This is a genomic window from Achromobacter sp. (assembly GCF_049647645.1).
Lineage (GTDB): Bacteria > Pseudomonadota > Gammaproteobacteria > Burkholderiales > Burkholderiaceae_B > Achromobacter.
The window spans coordinates 1-19,858 of the sequence record NZ_JBARYB010000029.1 but is presented as its reverse complement, the minus strand read 5'-3'; the positions used below and the strand labels follow the sequence as shown (position 1 = coordinate 19,858).

At 65.4% G+C, this 19,858-nt stretch carries 18 protein-coding genes, 1 tRNA gene and 1 pseudogene; 7 read left to right on the top strand and 13 right to left on the bottom strand.

What is annotated here, in order from left to right; translation table 11 throughout:
• A pseudogene (locus WBB14_RS03195) lies at positions 1–325 on the bottom strand (MFS transporter); the annotation flags it as partial.
• Between the two features lie 366 nt (positions 326–691).
• Between WBB14_RS03195 and WBB14_RS03190 the strand changes: the two are divergent.
• The gene (locus WBB14_RS03190; protein WP_424238537.1) at positions 692–1,657 is read left to right on the top strand and encodes a LysR substrate-binding domain-containing protein; all 966 of its coding nucleotides are present in this window, start codon (positions 692–694) and stop codon (positions 1,655–1,657) included.
• 91 nt (positions 1,658–1,748) lie between these two features.
• Here WBB14_RS03190 and WBB14_RS03185 read toward each other — a convergent pair whose 3' ends face one another.
• From WBB14_RS03185 to WBB14_RS03175, 3 genes are all read right to left on the bottom strand, one after another.
• Positions 1,749–2,036 carry an MSHA biogenesis protein MshH gene (locus WBB14_RS03185; RefSeq protein ID WP_424238536.1) on the bottom strand — a complete coding sequence of 96 codons (288 nt, stop codon included), beginning with the start codon at positions 2,034–2,036 and terminating at the stop codon, positions 1,749–1,751.
• A gap of 108 nt (positions 2,037–2,144) precedes the next feature.
• Positions 2,145–2,564: a hypothetical protein gene (locus WBB14_RS03180; protein ID WP_424238535.1), complete on the bottom strand. Its 420-nt coding sequence runs from the start codon at positions 2,562–2,564 to the stop codon at positions 2,145–2,147.
• Positions 2,561–3,001, bottom strand: a complete 441-nt coding sequence (locus tag WBB14_RS03175) for a Fur family transcriptional regulator (RefSeq protein ID WP_424238534.1) — start codon at positions 2,999–3,001, stop codon at positions 2,561–2,563. Before WBB14_RS03175 ends, WBB14_RS03180 begins: the two co-directional genes overlap by 4 nt.
• 105 nt (positions 3,002–3,106) lie before the next feature.
• On the opposite strand from WBB14_RS03175, the gene WBB14_RS03170 reads away from it, so the two are divergent.
• A complete protein-coding gene (locus WBB14_RS03170) occupies positions 3,107–3,889 on the top strand; it encodes a helix-turn-helix domain-containing protein (protein ID WP_424238533.1) in 783 nt (260 codons plus the stop codon).
• Between the two features lie 186 nt (positions 3,890–4,075).
• Positions 4,076–4,939, top strand: a complete 864-nt coding sequence (locus WBB14_RS03165; RefSeq protein WP_424238532.1) for an alpha/beta hydrolase — start codon at positions 4,076–4,078, stop codon at positions 4,937–4,939.
• Between the two features lie 11 nt (positions 4,940–4,950).
• Here WBB14_RS03165 and WBB14_RS03160 read toward each other — a convergent pair whose 3' ends face one another.
• A complete protein-coding gene (locus WBB14_RS03160; protein WP_424238531.1) occupies positions 4,951–5,412 on the bottom strand; it encodes a YkgJ family cysteine cluster protein in 462 nt (153 codons plus the stop codon).
• A gap of 308 nt (positions 5,413–5,720) precedes the next feature.
• Between WBB14_RS03160 and WBB14_RS03155 the strand changes: the two genes are divergently transcribed.
• Positions 5,721–6,326 carry a DNA-3-methyladenine glycosylase I gene (locus WBB14_RS03155; protein WP_424238530.1) on the top strand — a complete coding sequence of 202 codons (606 nt, stop codon included), beginning with the start codon at positions 5,721–5,723 and terminating at the stop codon, positions 6,324–6,326.
• Between the two features lie 18 nt (positions 6,327–6,344).
• Here the strand turns inward: WBB14_RS03155 and WBB14_RS03150 are convergent, their stop codons facing one another.
• Positions 6,345–8,267, bottom strand: coding sequence for an LTA synthase family protein (locus tag WBB14_RS03150; RefSeq protein ID WP_424238529.1), 1,923 nt, complete (start codon positions 8,265–8,267; stop codon positions 6,345–6,347).
• A gap of 346 nt (positions 8,268–8,613) precedes the next feature.
• Between WBB14_RS03150 and WBB14_RS03145 the strand changes: the two genes are divergently transcribed.
• Positions 8,614–10,704: an AsmA family protein gene (locus WBB14_RS03145; protein ID WP_424238528.1), complete on the top strand. Its 2,091-nt coding sequence runs from the start codon at positions 8,614–8,616 to the stop codon at positions 10,702–10,704.
• A gap of 5 nt (positions 10,705–10,709) precedes the next feature.
• Here WBB14_RS03145 and WBB14_RS03140 read toward each other — a convergent pair whose 3' ends face one another.
• Both WBB14_RS03140 and WBB14_RS03135 read right to left on the bottom strand, forming a co-directional pair.
• Positions 10,710–12,299 (bottom strand): diguanylate cyclase, encoded by a 1,590-nt coding sequence (locus WBB14_RS03140; RefSeq protein WP_424238527.1) that lies wholly within the window; start codon positions 12,297–12,299, stop codon positions 10,710–10,712.
• A gap of 11 nt (positions 12,300–12,310) precedes the next feature.
• The gene (locus WBB14_RS03135) at positions 12,311–12,955 is read right to left on the bottom strand and encodes a TetR/AcrR family transcriptional regulator (RefSeq protein ID WP_424238538.1); all 645 of its coding nucleotides are present in this window, start codon (positions 12,953–12,955) and stop codon (positions 12,311–12,313) included.
• A gap of 115 nt (positions 12,956–13,070) precedes the next feature.
• On the opposite strand from WBB14_RS03135, the gene WBB14_RS03130 reads away from it, so the two are divergent.
• Both WBB14_RS03130 and WBB14_RS03125 read left to right on the top strand, forming a co-directional pair.
• On the top strand, positions 13,071–13,817 hold the full coding sequence (locus tag WBB14_RS03130; RefSeq protein WP_424238526.1) for an SDR family oxidoreductase: 747 nt from the start codon (positions 13,071–13,073) through the stop codon (positions 13,815–13,817).
• 151 nt (positions 13,818–13,968) lie between these two features.
• Positions 13,969–14,044: transfer RNA gene (locus tag WBB14_RS03125), tRNA-Lys, on the top strand.
• Positions 14,045–14,212: 168 nt separating this feature from the next.
• On the opposite strand, the gene WBB14_RS03120 is transcribed toward WBB14_RS03125, so the two are convergent.
• The 5 genes from WBB14_RS03120 to WBB14_RS03100 all read right to left on the bottom strand — a co-directional run.
• Positions 14,213–14,593, bottom strand: coding sequence for a RidA family protein (locus WBB14_RS03120; protein ID WP_424238525.1), 381 nt, complete (start codon positions 14,591–14,593; stop codon positions 14,213–14,215).
• A gap of 107 nt (positions 14,594–14,700) precedes the next feature.
• Positions 14,701–15,684, bottom strand: a complete 984-nt coding sequence (locus WBB14_RS03115) for a PDR/VanB family oxidoreductase (protein WP_424238524.1) — start codon at positions 15,682–15,684, stop codon at positions 14,701–14,703.
• Positions 15,685–15,809: 125 nt separating this feature from the next.
• Positions 15,810–17,141 carry a Rieske 2Fe-2S domain-containing protein gene (locus WBB14_RS03110; RefSeq protein ID WP_424238523.1) on the bottom strand — a complete coding sequence of 444 codons (1,332 nt, stop codon included), beginning with the start codon at positions 17,139–17,141 and terminating at the stop codon, positions 15,810–15,812.
• Between the two features lie 40 nt (positions 17,142–17,181).
• Positions 17,182–18,384 (bottom strand): Gfo/Idh/MocA family protein, encoded by a 1,203-nt coding sequence (locus WBB14_RS03105; RefSeq protein WP_424238522.1) that lies wholly within the window; start codon positions 18,382–18,384, stop codon positions 17,182–17,184.
• Between the two features lie 179 nt (positions 18,385–18,563).
• The coding region (locus tag WBB14_RS03100) for a gamma-glutamyltransferase (protein ID WP_424238521.1) at positions 18,564–19,858 on the bottom strand (1,295 nt) is incomplete at its 5' end.

The following is a 19,858-nucleotide window of genomic DNA, read 5'->3' as shown; positions in this document are numbered from 1 at the left end:
TCAGGGCACAGCCCAGGCCCATCATCCACAGCGTGAGAGTCATGGCTGCGCGGCGGCCGTGGCGGTCGGCATAGGAGCCGATCAGCATGCCGCCCACGGGGCGCATCAGGAACCCCACGCCGAAGGTGGCGGTGGTCAACAGCAATTGGCCGTAGCCCGAGGCGGCCGGAAAGAACAGCGGGCCGAGCACCAGCATCAGGAAAGTGAAAACGGTGAAGTCGAAGAATTCGAGTGCGTTGCCGATGGTGGTGCCGGCGATGACCCGACGGCGCATGGGTGGTGTGTGGAGCGCGGTGGGCGCGGCGGCGGCGATTGCGATAGACATGGTGTCCCCTCGTGTCTGTTAAGAGGGGCTGGTCCGTGGTTCCGGGCCTTCGACTCCTCTTTGAGGGCACTATAAGGACGCCTTGGAATAAGAAAAAGACAGAATTTAGGTTCTAATGAATACTTTTTTTTATAGGGTAAATTACCCGGAAAATTCAGCGTACATGCCAGAGCGGACTGCGTTTTTCCGGCGGAGCGGGCGGCAACTGCCTCGCCAAGGCGGCGCTTCTGTCGCGGGCCAGCCCTGATTCCGAGTCCGGGACTTCTGCTCGCAGGCGCCATACGGTTGCCATAGAATCAAAAATACAGAAATCGGGCGCTGCGATCTGCTTTTTTATATCTCCACAAATCCGCCGGAGCCGAACGCATGAACCTACGCCAATTGCGCGCCTTCACGCTGATTGCCGAGCATGGCAGCATCCGCGCCGCGGCACGCGCGCTCGCTGTAACCCAGCCTGCCGCGACGCGCAGCTTGCGCGAGCTAGAACAGAGCGTGGGAGTCGAGCTGGTGCGCCGCAGCGTCAAGGGCGTGGAGCTGACTACCTATGGCGAAGCGTTGTACAAGCGCGCCATCGTCATCATGCAAGAGACCCGGCGGGCTCGCGAGGAAATCGGACAGATGCGCGATGGCGAAGGCGGCACGTTGAACTTGGCCGTGAGCTCAGCGGCGCTAGTTGTCGTGCCGGACGCGCTGGTCGCTTTCCGCGCCCGCATGCCGCGCGTGGCGGTTTCGTTCAATGAGGTGGCGCCGCCCTACAGCCACGAGCAGCTGGAGTTGGGCCGCTACGATTTTCTCGTGCAAACCGAGTACGACGGAGAGATCAGCGACGGCTTCGCGCACCGTTCGCTGTTCACGCTGCCGCTTGCAGTCGGGGCGCGTCTGGGCCACCCGTTGCGCAGGGCGCGCAGCCTGGCGGAACTGCACGACGCGCCCTGGCTGGTGCCAGGCAATTCGGAAGCGCCCGCAAACCTGTTGAGGATGGCCTTCGGCGCGCACGGCCTATCCCTGCCGCGCGACACCATAGCCTGTCATTCGGTGGCGGTTGCGTTGGCCATCATGGCCAAAAGCGATGCGCTGGGTATTTTTGTGCGCCCGTTGTTCGAGCATGATCTCCTGCCGTCGAACATGCGCATGATGGCATTGACCCACGAGCTGCCCTCTGCCCGCATCTCGATCCTGGCGCGGAAGGAATCGCCACCCACGCCAGCCGCCGAGTGCTTCATCGAGTGTCTGATCGCCACCCGGGATTCCATGATCGCCTCTGGCAAGGAAAGTGGCCCGATGCGGAAGAATCCGGTCTTCACGGACCCTGCAGGACAGGCTCGTCCATGATGGCGGCCGACATGCGGGGCGCTAGTCAGCGTAACGCTCAGTGCGTGGAATCATGGGGGAGGGCGCTGATGACGGGATCAGGCGGCGGATTTCAGGACAGGGTGCGCACCGGCATGGCCGACAGATCGTGCAGGCTTAGGCCGCAGCTGCGGGCGCGTTCCGACATCAATTCGCTGTGAGCCAGGGCGCGCCTGCTTTCCTCCAGCAGCACGTCGAGCTGTTCCTGCAGGCTGGCCGCCATGGTCCAGGCGCGTTCGGCGAACAGGGCCGAGAAGCTGTCGGCGCAAGTCTTGCAGATGGCTGCGCCGTTCTTTTCGAGCAACGGGGCGCCTTGCGCAAGCGTCGATTGGCAAAACATGCAGGCGAGTGCGCGGTTCATGCTGGGCGGCCGGTCCTGAGGTTGGAGGAGCGCGCTACCCAGCGGGTACCAGCGCCATCACATCAATGAACTACGGCGCTGGCGGCCAACTCTTAAATCGACGGGGTCTTAGTCCACGATGAAGCCTGCCGGGCCCGACTGGCCTAGCAGTTCGCGGGCGCATTGCGCCGCCTGGCCCAAGGTGGCCACGGCCAGGAATGGCACGCCGAAGGCGCGGGTCATTTTTTCGCTGCGCTTGCGGATCTTGTCCCGCGCCTCGGCGTCGCCCTCCACGGCGATGAATGCGCGGCAGCGGGCCTTCAGGCGCGGCATGTTGGCGGTCTGCCATTCGATCATGGCCTTGCGGTCAGCCTGGCCGGCCTCCTGCCGCATGTCGGGCACGACCATGACGAAGCTCTGAGGGTTGTCCACCAGCATCTCCATTTCGCGTATCCAGCTGGCGGAATAGCCGTCGGGCGCGCCGCCATGCCGGGAAGTGACGATGGGAAACTGGGACAGGTCGTGGAAGAAAAACTGTTCGTGGTTCATTCGAATTCTCCGTGAGGAAGGGCGGCCGCGTCTTTGCCGCAGCCGCAGTGGCCGTAAAGCACCAGGCTGTACGAGTCCAGCAGGAAGCCGCTGCGCTTGGCGATCTTCCTGACCAACTGGCCCATGGCCGGGTCGCTGGACTCCAGGATCCGTCCGCAATCGGTGCAGACCAGGTGGTCGTGGTGTCCTTTGTCATTGAGCTCGTACACCGTGGTGTGGGCGTCGAGCTGAGTACGTTTGAGCAGGCCGGCGCCTTCAAGTTGCGTGATGACGCGATAAACCGTGGCCAGGCCGATGTTGCTGTGGTCCGAGAGCAGGTTGCGGTAGATGTCGGCCGGGCTCATGTGCAGGCCGGCGTGCTGATAGAAGAGATCCAGGATCTTCATCCGCGGGAAGGTGGCCTTGATGCCGGCGTGGCGCAGCCTTGAGTGGTCCATGTGGGGGGTCTCCTTGCGGGGCTGATATCCAGGTGAGAATGATGTACATTTCCAATTGGATCCGCTCGCCGGAAACCGTCAACCTGTAGCTCAAACCTGCCAACCATGCTTCACGTGGCCGTTGCGCCTCCCCTGCCGGACGTACTGCTGACGCCGTTCAGCGTCCACGGGCGGCGCGAATCCAAAGGTATCGACGTGCCCTCTCATGTTCATGACGAGGGCATGCTGGTGCTGGTACACGAGGGGCTGGTGGTGGTGCAGGCGGGCGCCCAGGTCTGGACGGTGATGCCGGGCAGCCTGGGCTGGATTCCGCCGGGCGTGCAGCATGGCGCGCGCTGGTTCGGAGAGGCGCGCGGCTCGTTCCTGTACGTGCGCCGCGATGCCTGCGGACGCCTGCCGGACCGCTGCCGCTCCTGGCCCGCGTCCAGGCTGATCGAAGCGCTGATGGACCGCTTTACCTCGGTCCAGTCGGACACCGTGTTGTCTCCTGCCTACCAGGAGCAGTTGTTCGACGTGCTGCTGGAAGAGCTCAGGCAGCGCGAGCATGAACCCGTGCTGTTGCCGATGCCTGCGGATGCGCGCTTGCAGGATCTGGCGAATACGCTGCTGGACCGGCCCGACGACACCGCCGGCATCGATGAATGGGCGCAGCGGCTGAACATGTCCTCGCGCACGCTGATGCGCCGTTTCCGCCAGGAAACCGGCATCACGTTGGGACAGTGGCGCCAGCAGGCTCGCCTGCTGCGCGCCCTGGAGCTGCTGTGCCGCGGCGGCTCGGTCACCGAGGCTGGCCTGTCGGTGGGCTACGAGAGCACCAGCGCCTTCATCGGTAGCTTCCGCGCCGCATTCGGCGTGACGCCCACGCGTTATCTGGCCGAACGCGAGTAGCGCGGCTCCCGCGGCGGGCTTTACGGATTTTCACGGTTCTCCGACAGTTTTGCCGATCTTCCCAAGCGCCCCTTGCCTAGTATGACGCCAGGGTCGGACAGGCCTTTTCGTCCTGCCCGCCACGCATCAGGGGTGTTTCATGAATGACTTGTTTTTCCTTGCGTTGCCGCCGGCCAGGAGTGAGCCGTGAGCCAGCAACGCGTCGGTGCGCTGCTCATCCACGGCTTGGGCGGCACCGAATTCGACATGGGCGCCATGCACAAGGTGCTGGCGCGCGCCGGGATCGAGCCCCATGGCGTGACCTTGCCCGGCCATGCCGGCTGTCCGGAAGACCTGTTGGATGTGCGGGTCGAGGACTGGATGGAAGTGGTTACGCAGCGCTATCGCGAACTTTGCGCGCAGTACGAGGTGCTGCATGTCATCGGCATGTGCCTGGGGGCCCTGCTGGCGGTGGAGCTGTGCAAGCGTGAATCGCACACGCGGGGCGCGCTGGTGTCGCTGTCCGCGCCGGTATTCCTGGATGGGTGGAGCACGCCCTGGTATCGGGCCTTGCGTTATCTGGTGTATCGCCTGCCAGGCGTGCCGCGCCGGATGCGGGTGCGCGAAGAGGACCCATACGGCGTGAAGAGCGAACTGGTGCGCGCTTTCATCAAGGCCGGTTTTGCCCGCGGCGACGGCTTCCATTACCAGTGGGTGCCGCTGGCTTGCGTGCGCCAGGTGGACCGGCTGCGCGGCATGGTGCGGCGGGGGCTGGAGCGCATGCGCTGCCCGACCTTGATCATGCACGCGGAAGAAGATGAACTGACCAGTCCGCGTTCAGCCCATTTCCTGGGGCAGCGCATTCCGGAGGCGACCGTGGTGATGCTGCAGGACAGCTACCACATGATCTGCGTGGACCAGGAGCGCGAGCGTGTGATGCGCAACGTGCTGGGCTTTCTGGGCAAGGACCCGGACATCGTCCGGATGCGCAGACGCTCGCGGGTGCCTGCTGCCGATGCCCATCCCGCGCCGGCTATGCTGGCGCAGACCAGCCATTCCTGCGCGGGCTGAAAGCTGTCGGCTCAGGCCGCGGCAGGCTGGTTGGGGTGCATGGGGCCTTGCGGGTCGTTCTCGGCGTCCGGCCGGGACGGCACCGGGGCCAGCCCCAGCGCCAGCCGCAGGCGCTGGCAATCGGGGTTGGGCGAGCCGTCGGGCATCCAGATATCGAATTCCCTACAGGGCGTAGGGCGGTTCTCGTAGATGGCGCAATGGATGCCGGGCTGGCCGAGTTCTCCGCGCAGCGAGATGCAGCGGCCGCCGCCGGTTTCCGTGCCCTTCATGCAGGCGCGCAGCGGACTCATCTGGGTGACCAGTTCCACCGGCACATTGCCGCCGTTTTCGCCAGCCAGCTCTCCGCAATAGAACGACACCCTGAAATGCGCGCAGCATGCCCCGCAGTCCAGACAGGGGTTGGCGGCCGGATCGTCGCCTGCCAGGACGGCGGGCGAGACGAAGGAGATGAGCGAGGACTCTAGCAGGGTCATGGAGCGCGGAAGGCTGAAAACCTGTCCAGGCCCCGGCAAACTTGCAAAACGGGCCGCATCGTTGCGGGCCCCCCGTACAGCGCCGGGGACGCGCGCGGACAGGGCCGGCGCGGATCAGGGTTGCAAATATTAGCTGGAGATAGTCGGCGGCCGCCATGGTTTTTTGCCGCCGGCCGCCTCAAGGCAATGTGCGCTCCCCTGGAAGCAGCAAGCCCGCGTAGCGGGCGCAGCGTGGGGGCTCCTTTGGTCTTTTATCGGGGACGTTGCTGCGGTAGCATCGGGTGCCCGATAGCGGCCAGGAGCCTGCCTTGAACGCCAAAACCGAATTTCCCGACGGCCTGGTCCGTTGCGGCTGGGTGGACACGTCCGCCGAGTACATGGCCTACCACGACACCGAGTGGGGCTACCCCGAGGGCGACGACCGGGCGCTGTTCGAGCAGCTCTGCCTGGAAGGATTCCAGTCGGGCTTGAGCTGGCGCACCATCCTGTCCAAGCGCGACGCGTTCCGCCGCGGCTTCGCCAACTTCGAGCCCGCCAAGGTGGCGCGTTTCGGCGAAAAAGAGGTGCTGAGGCTGCTGGGCGACGCCGGCATCGTGCGCCATCGCGGCAAGATCGAAGCCGTCATCAACAATGCCGCTCGCGCGCTGGAGATGGTCGAGCGCGAGGGTTCGTTGGGCGCCTACCTTTGGCGCTTCGAAGCGCCAAAGGGGGCGCAGTCCACGCCCGGCGCGTCGACCTCGGCGCAATCCGAGGCCCTGTCCAAGGGGCTGAAGAAACTGGGCTGGAAGTTCGTCGGGCCCACTACGGTCTATGCCTTCATGCAGTCGGTGGGCATGGTGAACGACCACAGCCCCGATTGCCATTGCCACGCCGCCAGCGAAAAGGCCCGCAAGGCGTTCAAGCGGCCGGCGTAGCGGCCGCCGGGCGGAGGATCAGGCTGCGGGTTTTTCGCCGGAGCCGGACGATTCGGCAGCCTGGCCCGGCAGGCTGTAGCGGCCTTCGCGATAGGCCCAGCTGGGCCACAGCGCATGTGCCAGCGCTTCGGCGGCCAGGTCCGGATCCAGCGGCATGGGCGCATATTCCTCGGGCGCCGTGTAGCGGTATTGCAGTGGCGTCTTGTTGGGCGCCATCACCAGCAGCTCGTTTTCCTTCAGGTAGCCATAGGTGCTGTCGTATTGCATGATCGCCCGGCCCGGCGTGCTGCGGGTGAGGTCGTGACCGATCATCGGATGCTCGGTGTCCACGCCTATCAGCGACAGCAAGGTCGGCGCCAGGTCGATCTGGCTGATCAGGCGGTCGTCGCGCCGCGGCTCGATGCCGGCGCCCAGGATCACGGCCGGAATGTGGAAGTGGCGCACGGGCACCAGGCTGGCGCCGAAGACGCGGGAATCATGGTCGGCGGCCACCAGGAACACGGTGTTTTCCCAGTACGGCGAAGCCTTGGCGCGTTCGAAGAACCGGCCCAGCGCCCAGTCGGCGTAGCGCACGGTGTTTTCCACGGTGGCCGGATTGCCGTCGGTCTGGATGCGGCCCGCCGGGTACTCCCAGGGCGAATGGTTGGACACACTGAAGGCCAGCGTGAAGGTGGGCTGGTCGCCGTCTTCGCGCAGCAGCCGGTCCAGCTGGTTGAACATGTCCTCGTCCGAGGCGCCCCAGGTGCCGACGAAGGCCGGATCGACGAAGTCGGAGCGGTCCACGATCTGCTTGAAACCGTTGCCGAGGAAGAAGCCCTTCATATTGTCGAAGTGCGATTCGCCGCCATAGATGAAGCGCGAGTGGTAGCCATGGCGTCCGAGCAGGTCGGCCAGCGAGAAGAAGCCGCGCTGCGAGCGCGGCAGCTTCAGCACCGCCTGGGCAGGGGTGGGTAGAAAGCCGGTAACCACCGCTTCCAGCCCGCGCACCGAGCGGGTGCCGGTGGCGTAGGCGCGGGTGAAGGTCCAGGCCTCGCGCGCCAGGGCGTCCAGTTCCGGCGTCAGGTCGGCGCCGCCCAGGCCGGCGCAATACTGCGCGCCCAGGCTTTCTTCCAGGATGATCACCAGGTTGAGCGGCCGCGCCGTCTTGCGGGTGGCCGGCTGGCGGTGCAGGCTGGGGTAGTCCGGGTTGGCGGGCGGGTTGGGCAGGCCGGCCTGCGCCAGCACCAGCCCGTGCATCTTGTCGTCGTCCATGCCGCCGTACACGGCCGAGGCGGACTTTTCGTTCTTCATGCTGTAGACGGCGTAGAACACGTTGTAGAGCGAGTTCAGCGCCAGCGTGTTGAGCATGCCGTCCGAGCTGTAGGCGACCGAGGAGGGGTTGATCGGACGGTGGCCCAGCGTGCCGCGGATGGTCAGGATGACGATGGCCAGGATCGCCAGGCTGGCCAGCGGCATCTGCCACCAGCTCAGCGGCGCGTCGGGCTGGGCGTGGCCGAACAGGCCGTAGGCGCCCCAGCCGATCAGCGCCACGACCGCCAGGCCGCCCACCAGCGCGCCCTTGTAGCCGCGCCAGAGCATGCCGGAGACTTCGCGGGGGTGCTTCAGGTATTCGACGAACAGCCGGTTGGGGCGGGAGTCGTATTCGATGATGAAGGGCGGCGTCGCCACTTCCAGGAAGGCCAGCAGGATGAACGCGACCAGATACCAGTAGCCGGCCAGAGTGGCGGCCAGCGGAATGTGGCCGAACAAAGGCGACAGCACGGCCGGCAGCGCCGCCAACACGGCGATCTGATGCGCGTCGATGCGCAGCCCGCCCAGCAGCAAGGGGATCAGCCCGCCGGCATCGCGCACGCGCTTGGACTGCCAGGCGGCCAGCGCCAGGCGGCTCAGCGTCAGCAGCGCAAATGCCGCCGCCACGAAAATCAAGGTCGAATGCCGCATCGGGCCTCCAGGTTGTTCTGCTGCCCGGTCCGATGGGCCGGGGGCTGTCGTTTGAGCATTTGAGCGCAGTCGGTGTCGAAAATTCGCCAGGCGCCGGAGTCCGGGTCACATTTCGCAGCGCGGAACAATTTCGTTTTGTAACTGGCCGCCGCGGGCCCGGGCACGCGGCATGCTGCGCAAACCCCGGCCGACGCGTGCCGCGCGGCACCGCCCCGAGAGCCGGGCCAGGAAAAATCCGCACACATTATGGGGCCGGAAAGCCTGGCTGGCGGCGCGGGCCGCGATACCCTTGGCGGTAACGAGGGCCGGCAGCCGTACGCCGGCCGCACTGCCAAGGATAATAACCATGACGCGCTCAAGAAAAATAGCGATCGGGATTGTAGGGGGAGCGGCGCTCCTCGTGGCGATACTGGTGGCGGCGATCGCCGCCTTCGACTGGAATCGCGCCAAGCCCTACATCAACGAGCGGGCCAGCGCCGCGATCGGACGCCCCTTTGCCATCAATGGCGATCTCAGCGTGGAATGGGCGCGCGAGCCCGATGAGGGCGGCTGGCGCGCCTGGGTGCCATGGCCGCACATCGTCGCCAACGATATTTCCGTAGGCAATGCGCCTTGGGCCAAGGCGCCCCAGTTCGCGACGCTCAAGCGCGGGGAATTCAGCCTGGCGCCCCTGCCGCTGCTGCGCCAGCGCGTCGTCATCCGCCGCATCCAGCTGACCGAACCCGCCGCCGACCTGGAGCGGCTCGCCGACGGCCGCGCCAACTGGGAGTTCACCCTGCCGGAAACCGGCGAGCCTTCGCCCTGGGTGCTGGATATCAACGAGATCGGCTTCGACAAGGGCCGTGTGGGATTGGTGGACGAGGTCCTCAAGGCGGACTTGACCGTGCTGGTGGATCCGCTGGGCAAGCCGGTGCCGTTCGCGGACGTGGCCGGCGCGGCCTTTGAGGCGCAAGGGGAGGGCGGCGGCGCGCCGTCGCCGCGCGACTATGTGTTCGGCTGGAAGGTGGACGGCAAGTACAAGGGCCTGGCGACCAAGGGCGAGGGCAAGGTAGGCGGCATGCTGGCCCTGCAGGACGCCAAGCAACCCTTTCCGGTGCAGGCGGACGTGGCCATTGGCGGCACCAGGGCGTCGGTGGCCGGCACCCTGACTGATCCGGTGAACCTGGGCGCGCTGGACCTGCGGCTGAAGCTGTCGGGCGCGTCCATGGCGCAGCTGTATCCGCTGACCGGAGTCACCTTGCCGGACACGCCGCCGTATTCCACCGACGGTCACCTGGTGGCCAGGCTGCACAACCCCGGCGGCGCGGTGTTCGACTACAAGGGCTTCAACGGCAAGGTAGGCAACAGCGATCTGCATGGCGACATCACCTTCGCGCTGGGCATGCCGCGGCCCAAGCTGACCGGCAAGCTTTCCTCCAAGCAGTTGCGCATGGAGGACTTGGGGCCGCTGATCGGCGTGCCGTCGGGCAAGGTCGCGGGCGCGGAAACGGACAAGGCCAAGGATGCGCCGGCCAAGCCCAAGGGCGGCAAGGTGCTGCCTACCCAGGCCTTCCGAACCGACCGCTGGCGCGACATGGACGCCGACGTCTCGCTGGATGCCGGCCGCATCGTGCACGACAGCAAGCTGCCGCTGTCGGACCTGTCCGTGCATCTGGTGCTGCAGGACGGCAAGCTGGCCCTGGAGCCTCTGCGCTTCGGGATGGCCGGGGGCAACATCAACGCCACCATACGCCTGGATGGCTCCGGCGCGGCCCTGACCGGGCGCGTCGATATCAGCGCGCGCCGCCTGCGGCTCAAGCAGCTCTTCCCCTCCACCGCGGCCATGCAGAAGACGCTGGGCGAGCTGAATGGCGACATGGCGGTGAGCGGCGCCGGCAACTCGGTCGCCGCCTTGTTGGGCACGGCGACGGGCGATGTGAAGATGCTGGTCAACGACGGCGTGATCAGCCGCAGCCTGATGGAGATCGCGGGGCTCAACGTCGGCAACTATGTCGTGTCCAAGCTGTTCGGCGACGACGAGGTGAAGATCAACTGTGGCGCAGCCGACCTGCAGATGAAGAACGGCGTGATGACGCCGCGGGTGTTCGTGTTCGATACCGAGAACGCGCTTATCAGCATCACCGGCACGGCCGACTTCAAGAACGAAAAGCTGGACATGGACATTACGCCGGACAGCAAGGGCTTCCGTATCTTCTCGCTGCGCTCCCCCTTGTACGTCCGCGGCACCTTCGGCTCGCCGGACGTGGGCGTGCACGTGCTGCCCCTTGCGGCGCGCGGCGCGGGCATGGTCGCCTTGGGGGTGTTGCTGACGCCGGCCGCAGGCCTGTTGGCGCTGGTGGCGCCCAGCACCACGGACGAGAACGCCTGCGGCCCCTTGCTAGAACAGATGCGCAAGCCGCCGAAGGCGCCTGCGCCGGCATCGGCGAAGGGCAAGTAGGCGATTCAGCCCGGCGACGTCATGCGCGCGCCGGCCTGGGCGCTGTCGTCCGCGACGCAGACCGCGTTGCGGCCATGGTTCTTGGCGTAGTAAAGGGCCTGGTCGGCGCGTTGCAGGACGGCGTCCAAGGTGGCGCCGTGTTCCGGATAGGTCGCGACACCGGCCGAAATGGTGAGTGGAATGGCGATGGCGCCGGGCTCGGCTGCTATGCGCAGGCGCAGCCGTTCCACCAGGCCGATCGCGGCCTCCAGCGGCGCACCGGGCAGCAGCATGACGAATTCCTCGCCGCCTGCGCGCGCAAGGGTGTCGCCGCTGCGCGATCCTTCACTCATCAATTGCGCCAGCTCACGCAGCGCGCTATCGCCCGCCGCGTGGCCATGGCGGTCATTGATGTGCTTGAAGTGGTCGATGTCGATGGCCACGATCGCCACCGGCTGTCCCTCGGCCTGCAGCTGCGCCAGGGCTTCGTTCAGGCCGCGCCGGTTCAGCAAGCCAGTCAAGGTGTCCGTGGTGGTCTCGCGGCGCAGGTCGCGGATCTTATGGTGGATCGAGGCCACTCCCATCAGCAGCGCGCGCTTCAGCTGCGCGGCTTCCGAGTACCACGAGCGCACATGGCGGATGCGGTCCGCCGAGTCCGGGTTCTGCATATGCTTGGCGATGCTGGCCAGCTCCCCCAGCGGCCGGGCGATCCAGCGCGACAGCAGCCAGATGGACGCCAGCGACAGTACCAGCAGCGGCAAGGTATGGCGGGCCGTGGCCAGCAGCAGATCGCTGAGGGGCTGCAAGGTGGCGTCCACGGGGCGTTGCGCGATGATGCTCCAGCCCATGCTGGGCACGGGCGCATAGCCTGCCAGCATTTCGTGGCCATGTTCATCCGTGTAGCGCATTTCGCCGGTTTCGCCGCGCAGGGCGGCGGCGAAGGCGCCTGGGGAGGGGACGATCTGCCCCAGGCTGTGCCGGTCAGGGTGGTAGATCCGCGCGCCGTTGCGGTCCACGACGTACAGGGAGGACTCGCCACGATAGAAATGCTGATTCAGCAGATGATCCAGCGCATTGTGCTCATGCAGGTAGAACGCACCGCCGAAAAAGCCCAGGTAGCGGTCGTCGGCCGAAAAAATCGGGTGAGTGTAAAGAATCATCCAGCGGTTTTGGCGGCCTATGTAGGCTGCGCTGACAGTCGGGCGCTGATTGGCTATCGCATCTCTGGTCGTTTCGCTGCGCAGCTGCTGCCCCAGCAAATCCTCGCCCAACGCCGATGTCGCCAACACCTTGCCTTGCGGCGAGACGATAAAGGTGGAGTTGAAGTGGGCGAGCTGCCGTTCCTGCCGCAGGGTCTCGGACACCATGTGTTCGGGGTGGGTCTCCATGTCGGCCAACATTTCAGCGCTATATGACAGATAGCGCCTCAGATCGGTCAGAAAAATCTCGGTGGTGGATGCCAGCTTGGAGGCGTAGGTCCGGTTGAGTTCCAGCGCGGTTTGCAGCAGCAGATCGCGCTGCACCACGTAGCTCGCATGCAGGCTGCCAACCAGCGCCAGGACTACCGAAAAAAGGCAGATCCACAGGATGAGACGCCGCAGATCGACCCGGAACATGGCGCTCTCCATCAGGCGCGGACCCGGCCCTGTGGCAAGCCGGAGGGAGGCGCGCTCCCGGTCAGCGCATCCCAGGCGCACATCGCCTGTCTGGCCACGGCTTGCAAGGTCTTACGGGTGGCGCCGTCGCGCGCCTGGATCGACATGCCGTGCAGCACGGTGGTGTAGAAGGCGGCCAGGCTCTTGAGGTCGGCGCCGGCCGGCAGCTCGCCCGCGGATGCGCCGGCCTGGAGACGGGCCAGGATGCGGCCTTGCATTTCGCGGCGGTTGTCGCCCAGGAAGTCGCCCACGCCGGTCTGATTCATGCAGCCCGCCGGCGCGCCCAGCACGATCATGCAGCCTGACGGCGTGCCGGGCGCGGTGAAGCGTTCCGCGGATGCCAGCAGCATGGATTCGATGGCCGCGCGGGCTGTGGCCGCATCTTGCAGCGCGCGCCGCGCCGCACCGCCCTCGGTTTCGCGGTAGAGCTGCACCGCTTCGCGGAACAGACCTTCCTTTGAGCCGAATGCGCCATAGAGGCTGGGCGAATTGATGCCCATCGCCGCCGTGAGGTCGGTCAGCGATGCTCCGTCATATCCCTTCGACCAGAAGACGTCCATGGCCTTGTGCAAGGCCTGGGCCCGGTCGAAGTTCCTGGGGCGACCACGTTCTGCCATGCGCATGATTTTACCCGTCAGGGATTTTTGTGGTGATTGATAAAAAAATAGTTGACGAAGGTCATCCGGCTCGGCGAATATATTTGTACTGATCACTACAAATATTGGTGTGCCAATGTCGAATCTGACTGGAAAAGTTGTCTTTGTCACCGGCGGAAGCCGGGGTATCGGTGCCGCCATCGTGCGTCGCCTGGCGGCCGATGGAGCCGACGTGGCCTTCACCTACGTGAGCGCTTCCTCGGCTGCCGCCGCACAGGCGCTGGCGCGCGAACTGTCCGTGGACGGGCGCCGCGCGCTGGCCATCCAGGCGGACGCCGCGGATGCCGCCGCAGTCCGGGGCGCGGTCGAACGGACCATTGCCGAGCTGGGGCCCATCGACGTGCTGGTCAACAATGCCGGCATCTTTCTCACCGGCGCGATCGGCGAATCCAGCCTGGACGACTACGAGCGCACCATGGACATCAACGTGCGCGCGCCTTTCGTCGCCATCCAGGCGGCGCAGGCGTCCATGCCCGAAGGCGGCCGCATCATCAACATCGGCAGTTGCCTGGCAGGCCGCGCGGGCCGCGCCGGCGTCGCGCTGTATGCAGCCAGCAAGTCGGCGCTGGTCGGCTTGACCCAAGGCCTGGCGCGCGACCTGGGCGCACGCGGCATCACCGCCAATGTGGTGCACCCCGGTCCGATCGACACCGACATGAATCCCGCCGATGGCGCGCATGCGGCAGACCTGGTTGCCGTGCTGTCCCTGCCGCACTACGGAGAAGCCAGCGACATCGCCGGCATGGTGGCGTTCCTGGCCGGGCCGGAAGGGCGCTACGTCACGGGCGCGAGCCTGTCGGTGGACGGCGGCTTCGCCGCCTGATGCGGGCTGTTTGAAGATTTTTTCGAGGCGACTTGCACAAACCAAAAAAGCTACATATAATCTTGCTTCTTCGCACTACACGCATAACGAAACGCAGCGGTAGCGGACTAAAAAACGCGCAGCAAAGCGGACGAAACTGAGTGAAGTTGCAGGGCTGTTAGCTCAGTTGGTAGAGCAGCGGACTCTTAATCCGTAGGTCGAGTGTTCGAGCCACTCACAGCCCACCAGAATTCTCTAGTAGTATCAAGCGCCTAGCCCACCGGAAACGGTGGGCTTTTTGCTTTCTGGGAATTTTGACCGCACTTTTACCAGCACTGAGCCGGCTGGTGCGCCACGGCGGGTGCTTTGCTGGCCAGATGAAAAAGGCCGACGTTGCGTCGGCCTTGGGCTGCGGCTTACGCTTCAGCGGTGCACTCGATTTCCAGCAGGAACAGCGGGTTCCCCATCGCTGCCTCGATCGTGGTGCGGGCCGGGTAGTTGCCGTCCGGGAAGTAGCTGCGGTAGATCTCGTTCATCCGCGCGAAATCGCTGGCATTCTTCAGGATGACATTGGCCTTCACGATTTTGTCCAGGCTTGAGCCTGCCGCTTCCAGCAGGGCTTGCACGTTGGCCATCACCTGATGCATCTGGGTATCGAAGTCGTTTTCGGCGATCTGGCGATCGTCGAAGAAGGCCGGTTGGCCTGACACGAACACAAACCCGTTCGAACGCACCGCAGGAGACAGGGGTGCGAGAGGGGGCGTCACTTTGTCAGAACGAATGATTTCCTTGGTCATGATTATCTCCTTGGGGAACAGGTGGTTGGGGTACTGCAGGTCTTGGAGGCGCTGCTGCGCCGTGGGGCTGGATTTCTTCACCACTCCGGAAGCGTTGGCCAAAGTGCTTACAGGTCGAGCACGAGGCGGTTCGATTTGGCTCCGGAGCAGCAAATCATCATGCGATCGTTTCTCTGCCGCTCTTCCTTGCTGAGAATGAGATCGCGGTGATCGGGCGTGCCTTCGAGGACGCGGACTTCGCAGCTGCCGCAGACGCCTTCCATGCAGGAATACGGGACGTCGACGCCCATTTTGATCACGGTGTCGAGTATGGTTGCGCCGGGAGGGACTGCGGCGCGCTTTTGAGTCCGGTTCAAAACGATCTCGAATCCGCCTTCGACGGCAGGAGCCTCGGCAGCGCTGAAGTATTCCGCGTGGACGCGCTCGGGCTCCAGGTGAGCGGCTGCGGCTTCGAAATCGGCCAGCATGCCTTGCGGGCCGCAGCAATAGAAGTCGGCGTCGTTGCGGCTGTCGGCAATGAGTTGCCGCAAGTTGAGCGGGGGGCGGCCGGGCTGTTCCGCGGCGAAATAAAAACGGACCCTGGGCTGCAGCGCCAGCAGGCGCGCGGCGAATGCGGCATGTTCGCGGTCGAGGGCGGCGTAGTGCAGTTCCCAGGAGCATCCAAGCTGTTCCAGCCGGCGAACCATGCTGTAGATCGGCGTGATGCCTATGCCGCCGGCGATCAGGACGGAGTGCCTGGCGTCTTCGTGCAGGCTGAAGTTGTTGCGGGGGCCGCCGATGGCGATGTCCTGGCCGACTCGCAGTTCCGAGTGAATGTAGCGGGACCCCCCGCGGCCCGAGGTTTCATGCTTGACCGCGACGAGATAGCGGCCCTGGTCGCCTGGAGCGTTCACAGTGGAGTAGCTGCGCGTTAATCCGTTGGGCAGGTGAAGGTCGATGTGGGCGCCAGGCTCGACGGCGGGAAACTGCTGCTCCCGGACGGGGCGGATGTCCAGAAGATAGATGCCTTCGGCTTCCAGCTCGATCGAATGGATGCGCGCCTGGAGCTTGACGGCCGATGCGGCTTGCGGCTTCGGGGTGCTCATAGCCATGGGAGCGTCTCCTGTTGCCTCGCTGAGAGTCTTTGGGGAATGTTGCATGGGCGTGGCCGTATGGCGTGATTGCCGGCAGGTGCAGACGAATGCCGGCACCGCCGTGGGAGTCCGCTTGCCGGAGATCAGTTCGCGGGTGTCGTGAGGGGCGTCATGTAGTCGGCATGCTGCTGCATGAATTCGTCGAAGTCGGCGATGGGCGATAGTTTGGCGATCCCGCGCACGCCATAGCTGTCGGCATTGGCCGCCGCTGCCGGTTCAACGCCCTGATCCAGGTCTTTGACCAGGCGCATCAGCATGCGCCGTGCAGCCATGATGGGCAGGTCGGATTTGACCAGGCGTTCCTGGGAGCGGTCGACGATGCCGGCGTGGCCGGCCACGCTGAGCATCGATTCCTGCAGGGCGCGGTCCTGTTCGTTGACGCCGAGAATCCCGGTGAAGCTGGTGGTCCGCTGCAGGTCGCGATCGATGAGAAAGTCGTTTTCGATGTTGGCCTGGGGCAGGTAGGTGTCGATGACGTACCCATGCGGGAGCCGGAACGTGCCTTTGTCGGAACGGGGCGGGAAGCGTTCGCCGGCCGCCACTTCGGCCAGGGTTTCCGGGGGCAGGGGACGGTCGGGCGAATAGACATAGCCGAAGCCGGTCGTCGTGTAGTCGTCGATCGGCACCCAGGCGCGGCCGGCCAGAATGGGGTCGTTGATGGAACGCGGCACCGCGCTCCACATGGGCAGCATCCATTGCGTTACGCGCCAGAAGTACTGCCCTTCGTAGTCGCGGCGCGATCCATAGACGAAGCCGTAGTCGGTTTCCCTCACGGTGATCTGCGGCGCGCCATCTTGCGCCAGCCGCTGCCAGTCGGGCGAGTGCTTGGTGACGTTGACCCGGCTGTGCAGAAAGCTGATGTGCGAGGTATCGATCTCGCCTTCGGCGGCTTGCAGCCAGTTGCTTCGGTGCAACCAACGCGAACACTTGACCTGGTCGTCGGGCAGCGCGACCCATTCCATGCCGGGCAGCGCGGGCTGGCGTTCCTTGGGGCCCATGTACACCCAGACCAGTCCGCCGCTTTCCTGGACTGGATAGCTCTTGATGCTGGCCTTCTGCTTGAGTGCAATGAAGTTGTCCGGCGGGACGATGTTGGGGATGTCCACGCATTCGCCGTTCACGTCGAATTTCCAGCCGTGGTAGACACAGCGCAGGCCGCATTCTTCATTGCGGCCGAAAAACAGCGGCGCGCGTCTGTGGGGGCAATAGGCGTCCACGATGCCGACCCGGCCTGCGCTGTCGCGAAAAGCGATGAGGTCTTCACAGAGGATGCGGATGCGCACCGGCGTGCAGTCGGGGGCCGGCAGTTCGTCGCTGGTCAGCGCGGGCAGCCAGAAGCGGCGGAACAAGTTGCCCATCGGCGTGCCGGGACCGACGGCCGTCAGGATGCGATAAGGGTCTTCGTGCTGGGTCATGACTTATCCTTGGGTTGGCGCAATGAAGCGGGCGCGGGTGTCATCGGGCTGGCGAGCAGGGGATGTCTTGCGGGGGGATGGAGATTTCGCGTCCGGATCTGGACGATTCCAGAATGGCGAGCGAGGCCAGAACGGTATTCCGGCCGAAGGCGGCATCACGCAGCGCCGGCTGGGCGCCGACGATGGCGTCGTAAAGTTCGTCTATGGTGTCGCCCTGGCCATAGGCTCCCCGCCCGGCGTGGGCGGGCACCTCGCGCGGACCATCGCTGCCATAGACGGTGACGCCGTCCGGGTTGGGGCGCAGGTCGCCCCGTTCGCAGGTGGCGATGAAGATGCCGAAATGCGGTTGCTTGCGGCTGTCCTCCGTTGCCGCATAGCTTTGCGCCACCGGCCCTCCATAGCCCAGACGCTGCGTCTTCAGGGCCGCTTCCTGCTCGGGCGAGAGCCCGGCGAGGAGCTTGCGAGAACTGCCGTGCTTCGGTTGCTTGGGACGCCCGCTTTCGGCGATCCAGAACTGCAGCTCGTCGCTGTCGAAGTGGTCGTAGCCGCTGTAGACGAGGGTGGCGAAGACACCATTGGACAGCGTGACGAAGGCGGCGCAATGGCCTTCGGTCGGCCGCCGGGGGTCCAGTTGTCCCGCCGTCGCGCGCACCGAGACGATGGTGGCGTCGGCAATGACCTTGATCACATCCAACTGATGCGGCAACTGGCTAAAGAGAATGCCGCCGCCCTGTGCCGTGTCGAGCTCTTCGGGGCGGCGAGGCCGATAGAGATAGTCGGTGTAGTTCCAGGCGTTGATCATCGCCAGGCGCCCGACCTCGCCGCTCTGGACGATGTCGCGCATGGTTTTCACGACGGGATCGTGGCTGCGTGAGGTGCCGACGACGAGCTGGACCTGGCAGCGCGCGGCGGCCTCGACCATGTTCCGGGCGTCTTCATCGTTCAACGTCAGCGGCTTCTCGACGATGATGTGCTTGCCGCGTTCGGCGGCCAGGACGACGTGCTCACAGTGGTATTGATGGGGCGACGCCACGTAGACGGCATCGAGCTCCGTGCCGTCGAGCATTGCCGCCAGATTGTCGTATGTCGGGATTCCGTAGTCCCTGGCGAAGGCGGCGCGGGTCTCTGGATTGGGATCGCACGCTGCGACGATCGCCGCTTTCGGGTGCTGCTTCATGGCGGGAGCCATGAGCACGGAACCGGCGAACCCCAGTCCGCAGATGCCAAAGCGTAGTCGTTCCATCGAGTAGTCACTCCTGTGCAAGCGCGGCGTGGATAGGCGGTTTCCGCCCGCGGGATTTGCCGTGTCCGTTGATCGATCCAGGCTCGTCCTGGCAGCGGCGAGCCGCTGATCGATAAGGTTAAGTATACTAAATTACGATTAAGTATACTTTTATTGGAGTGGCCGTCAAGGTATTTCGCTTACCAGGCGACGGCGTCGGCTTCGCGACGCAGATCCGCGGCCGCCTCCAGCACGCCTTGCGGGTGCAGGCGTACAGCCTTTATCGAGCCGAAATAGAAGGGGTGCAGGGAGTCGGTGGCAACGCCGCAGCCGGCGGCGCGCAGGCGTTCGACCACGAAAGGGGAAAAGCCGGGTTCGCACATGACCTGGCCGTCGCGAGCAATGCTCCAGCGCGGCGCGTCGATGGCTTCGGGCAATCGCATGCCGTCGATCATTGCGTTCGAAATGCACTGCACACCGGTGGTGGTCTGGCTGACACCCCCGGGTGAAACGGCGAACAGCACTGGCTTACCCTGGCGGCAGACCATGTAGGGATTGAGGGTGTGCACAGGGCGCTTGCCGGGGGCCAGGCAGTTATGCCGCGCCGGATCAAGGCTGAATTCGCTCAGCCGGTTGTTCATCAGCACGCCCGTGGCGGGGTCGACGCAACCGCTGCCGAAGGGTTGGAAGACACTCTGCAACATCGCCAGCCCATTTCCCTCGTGATCGACCAGGACGATGCCCGCGGTATCGCCCGGGTCGTCCGGGCGCTGGGGGGGCAATTCGTCGCAAGTCCCGAGTTCCTGCCAGGGCCAGGACGCATCCGGGTTGGCAATGCGATCGTGCAAGGCGGGCAGGATGGCGCGCGCCTGAAGGATCTGCGCCAGGAGCCTGGGATCGCGGTCCTGGTCGAACCCATCGCGCAGGCGTTGCAGCTGCGCCAACATGAGGGGGGCCACGGAGTTGGGCGGCATGACCGTGGCGCTGAACCTGCCGTAGTCCTGATGGATGGGCTCGCGCCAATCGGCGGTGATGCGTTGCAGATCGTCGGCCTGCAACAGGCCGCCGGTCTCGCTGGCAAAGCGGCAGAGCGCCTGGGCCACTGGACCTTGGTAGAAGCCCGCTTCGCCTTGCCCGGCAATGCGGTCCAGCGTCGTGCCTAGCGCCGCCTGGCGCCATGGCGTGCCGGCCTCGCGGTCCGCCGCGCCAAGCAGGAAAGCCGCTTCGAAACCCGGTTGCCGACGTACCTGGGGGGTGGCCAGATGCAGGTTGCGCGCCAGCTCGCTGGAAAAGGGGGCGCCGTCGGCCGCCAGGGCGATAGCGGGCTGCAACAACGCCGACCAAGGCCGGCGGCCGTGGCTGCGATGGGCCTGGGCCCACAGGCGCACCAGGCCGGGCGCCATCCAACTGCGCGGCCCCCTGGCGTCGATGGCGCCGCCGAAGCGGGCGGGCATGGCCTGCGCCGGCGCGATGACCGAGCCGTTGAGGGCTCGGG

Coding starts and splice junctions, on each gene's coding strand:
- WBB14_RS03190 (WP_424238537.1), top strand. CDS start 692: ATGAACCTACGCCAATTGCGCGCCTTCACGCTGATTGCCGAGCATGGC.
- WBB14_RS03185 (WP_424238536.1), bottom strand. CDS start 2,036: ATGAACCGCGCACTCGCCTGCATGTTTTGCCAATCGACGCTTGCGCAA.
- WBB14_RS03180 (WP_424238535.1), bottom strand. CDS start 2,564: ATGAACCACGAACAGTTTTTCTTCCACGACCTGTCCCAGTTTCCCATC.
- WBB14_RS03175 (WP_424238534.1), bottom strand. CDS start 3,001: ATGGACCACTCAAGGCTGCGCCACGCCGGCATCAAGGCCACCTTCCCG.
- WBB14_RS03170 (WP_424238533.1), top strand. CDS start 3,107: ATGCTTCACGTGGCCGTTGCGCCTCCCCTGCCGGACGTACTGCTGACG.
- WBB14_RS03160 (WP_424238531.1), bottom strand. CDS start 5,412: ATGACCCTGCTAGAGTCCTCGCTCATCTCCTTCGTCTCGCCCGCCGTC.
- WBB14_RS03150 (WP_424238529.1), bottom strand. CDS start 8,267: ATGCGGCATTCGACCTTGATTTTCGTGGCGGCGGCATTTGCGCTGCTG.
- WBB14_RS03145 (WP_424238528.1), top strand. CDS start 8,614: ATGACGCGCTCAAGAAAAATAGCGATCGGGATTGTAGGGGGAGCGGCG.
- WBB14_RS03140 (WP_424238527.1), bottom strand. CDS start 12,299: ATGTTCCGGGTCGATCTGCGGCGTCTCATCCTGTGGATCTGCCTTTTT.
- WBB14_RS03135 (WP_424238538.1), bottom strand. CDS start 12,955: ATGGCAGAACGTGGTCGCCCCAGGAACTTCGACCGGGCCCAGGCCTTG.
- WBB14_RS03130 (WP_424238526.1), top strand. CDS start 13,071: ATGTCGAATCTGACTGGAAAAGTTGTCTTTGTCACCGGCGGAAGCCGG.
- WBB14_RS03120 (WP_424238525.1), bottom strand. CDS start 14,593: ATGACCAAGGAAATCATTCGTTCTGACAAAGTGACGCCCCCTCTCGCA.
- WBB14_RS03115 (WP_424238524.1), bottom strand. CDS start 15,684: ATGGCTATGAGCACCCCGAAGCCGCAAGCCGCATCGGCCGTCAAGCTC.
- WBB14_RS03110 (WP_424238523.1), bottom strand. CDS start 17,141: ATGACCCAGCACGAAGACCCTTATCGCATCCTGACGGCCGTCGGTCCC.
- WBB14_RS03105 (WP_424238522.1), bottom strand. CDS start 18,384: ATGGAACGACTACGCTTTGGCATCTGCGGACTGGGGTTCGCCGGTTCC.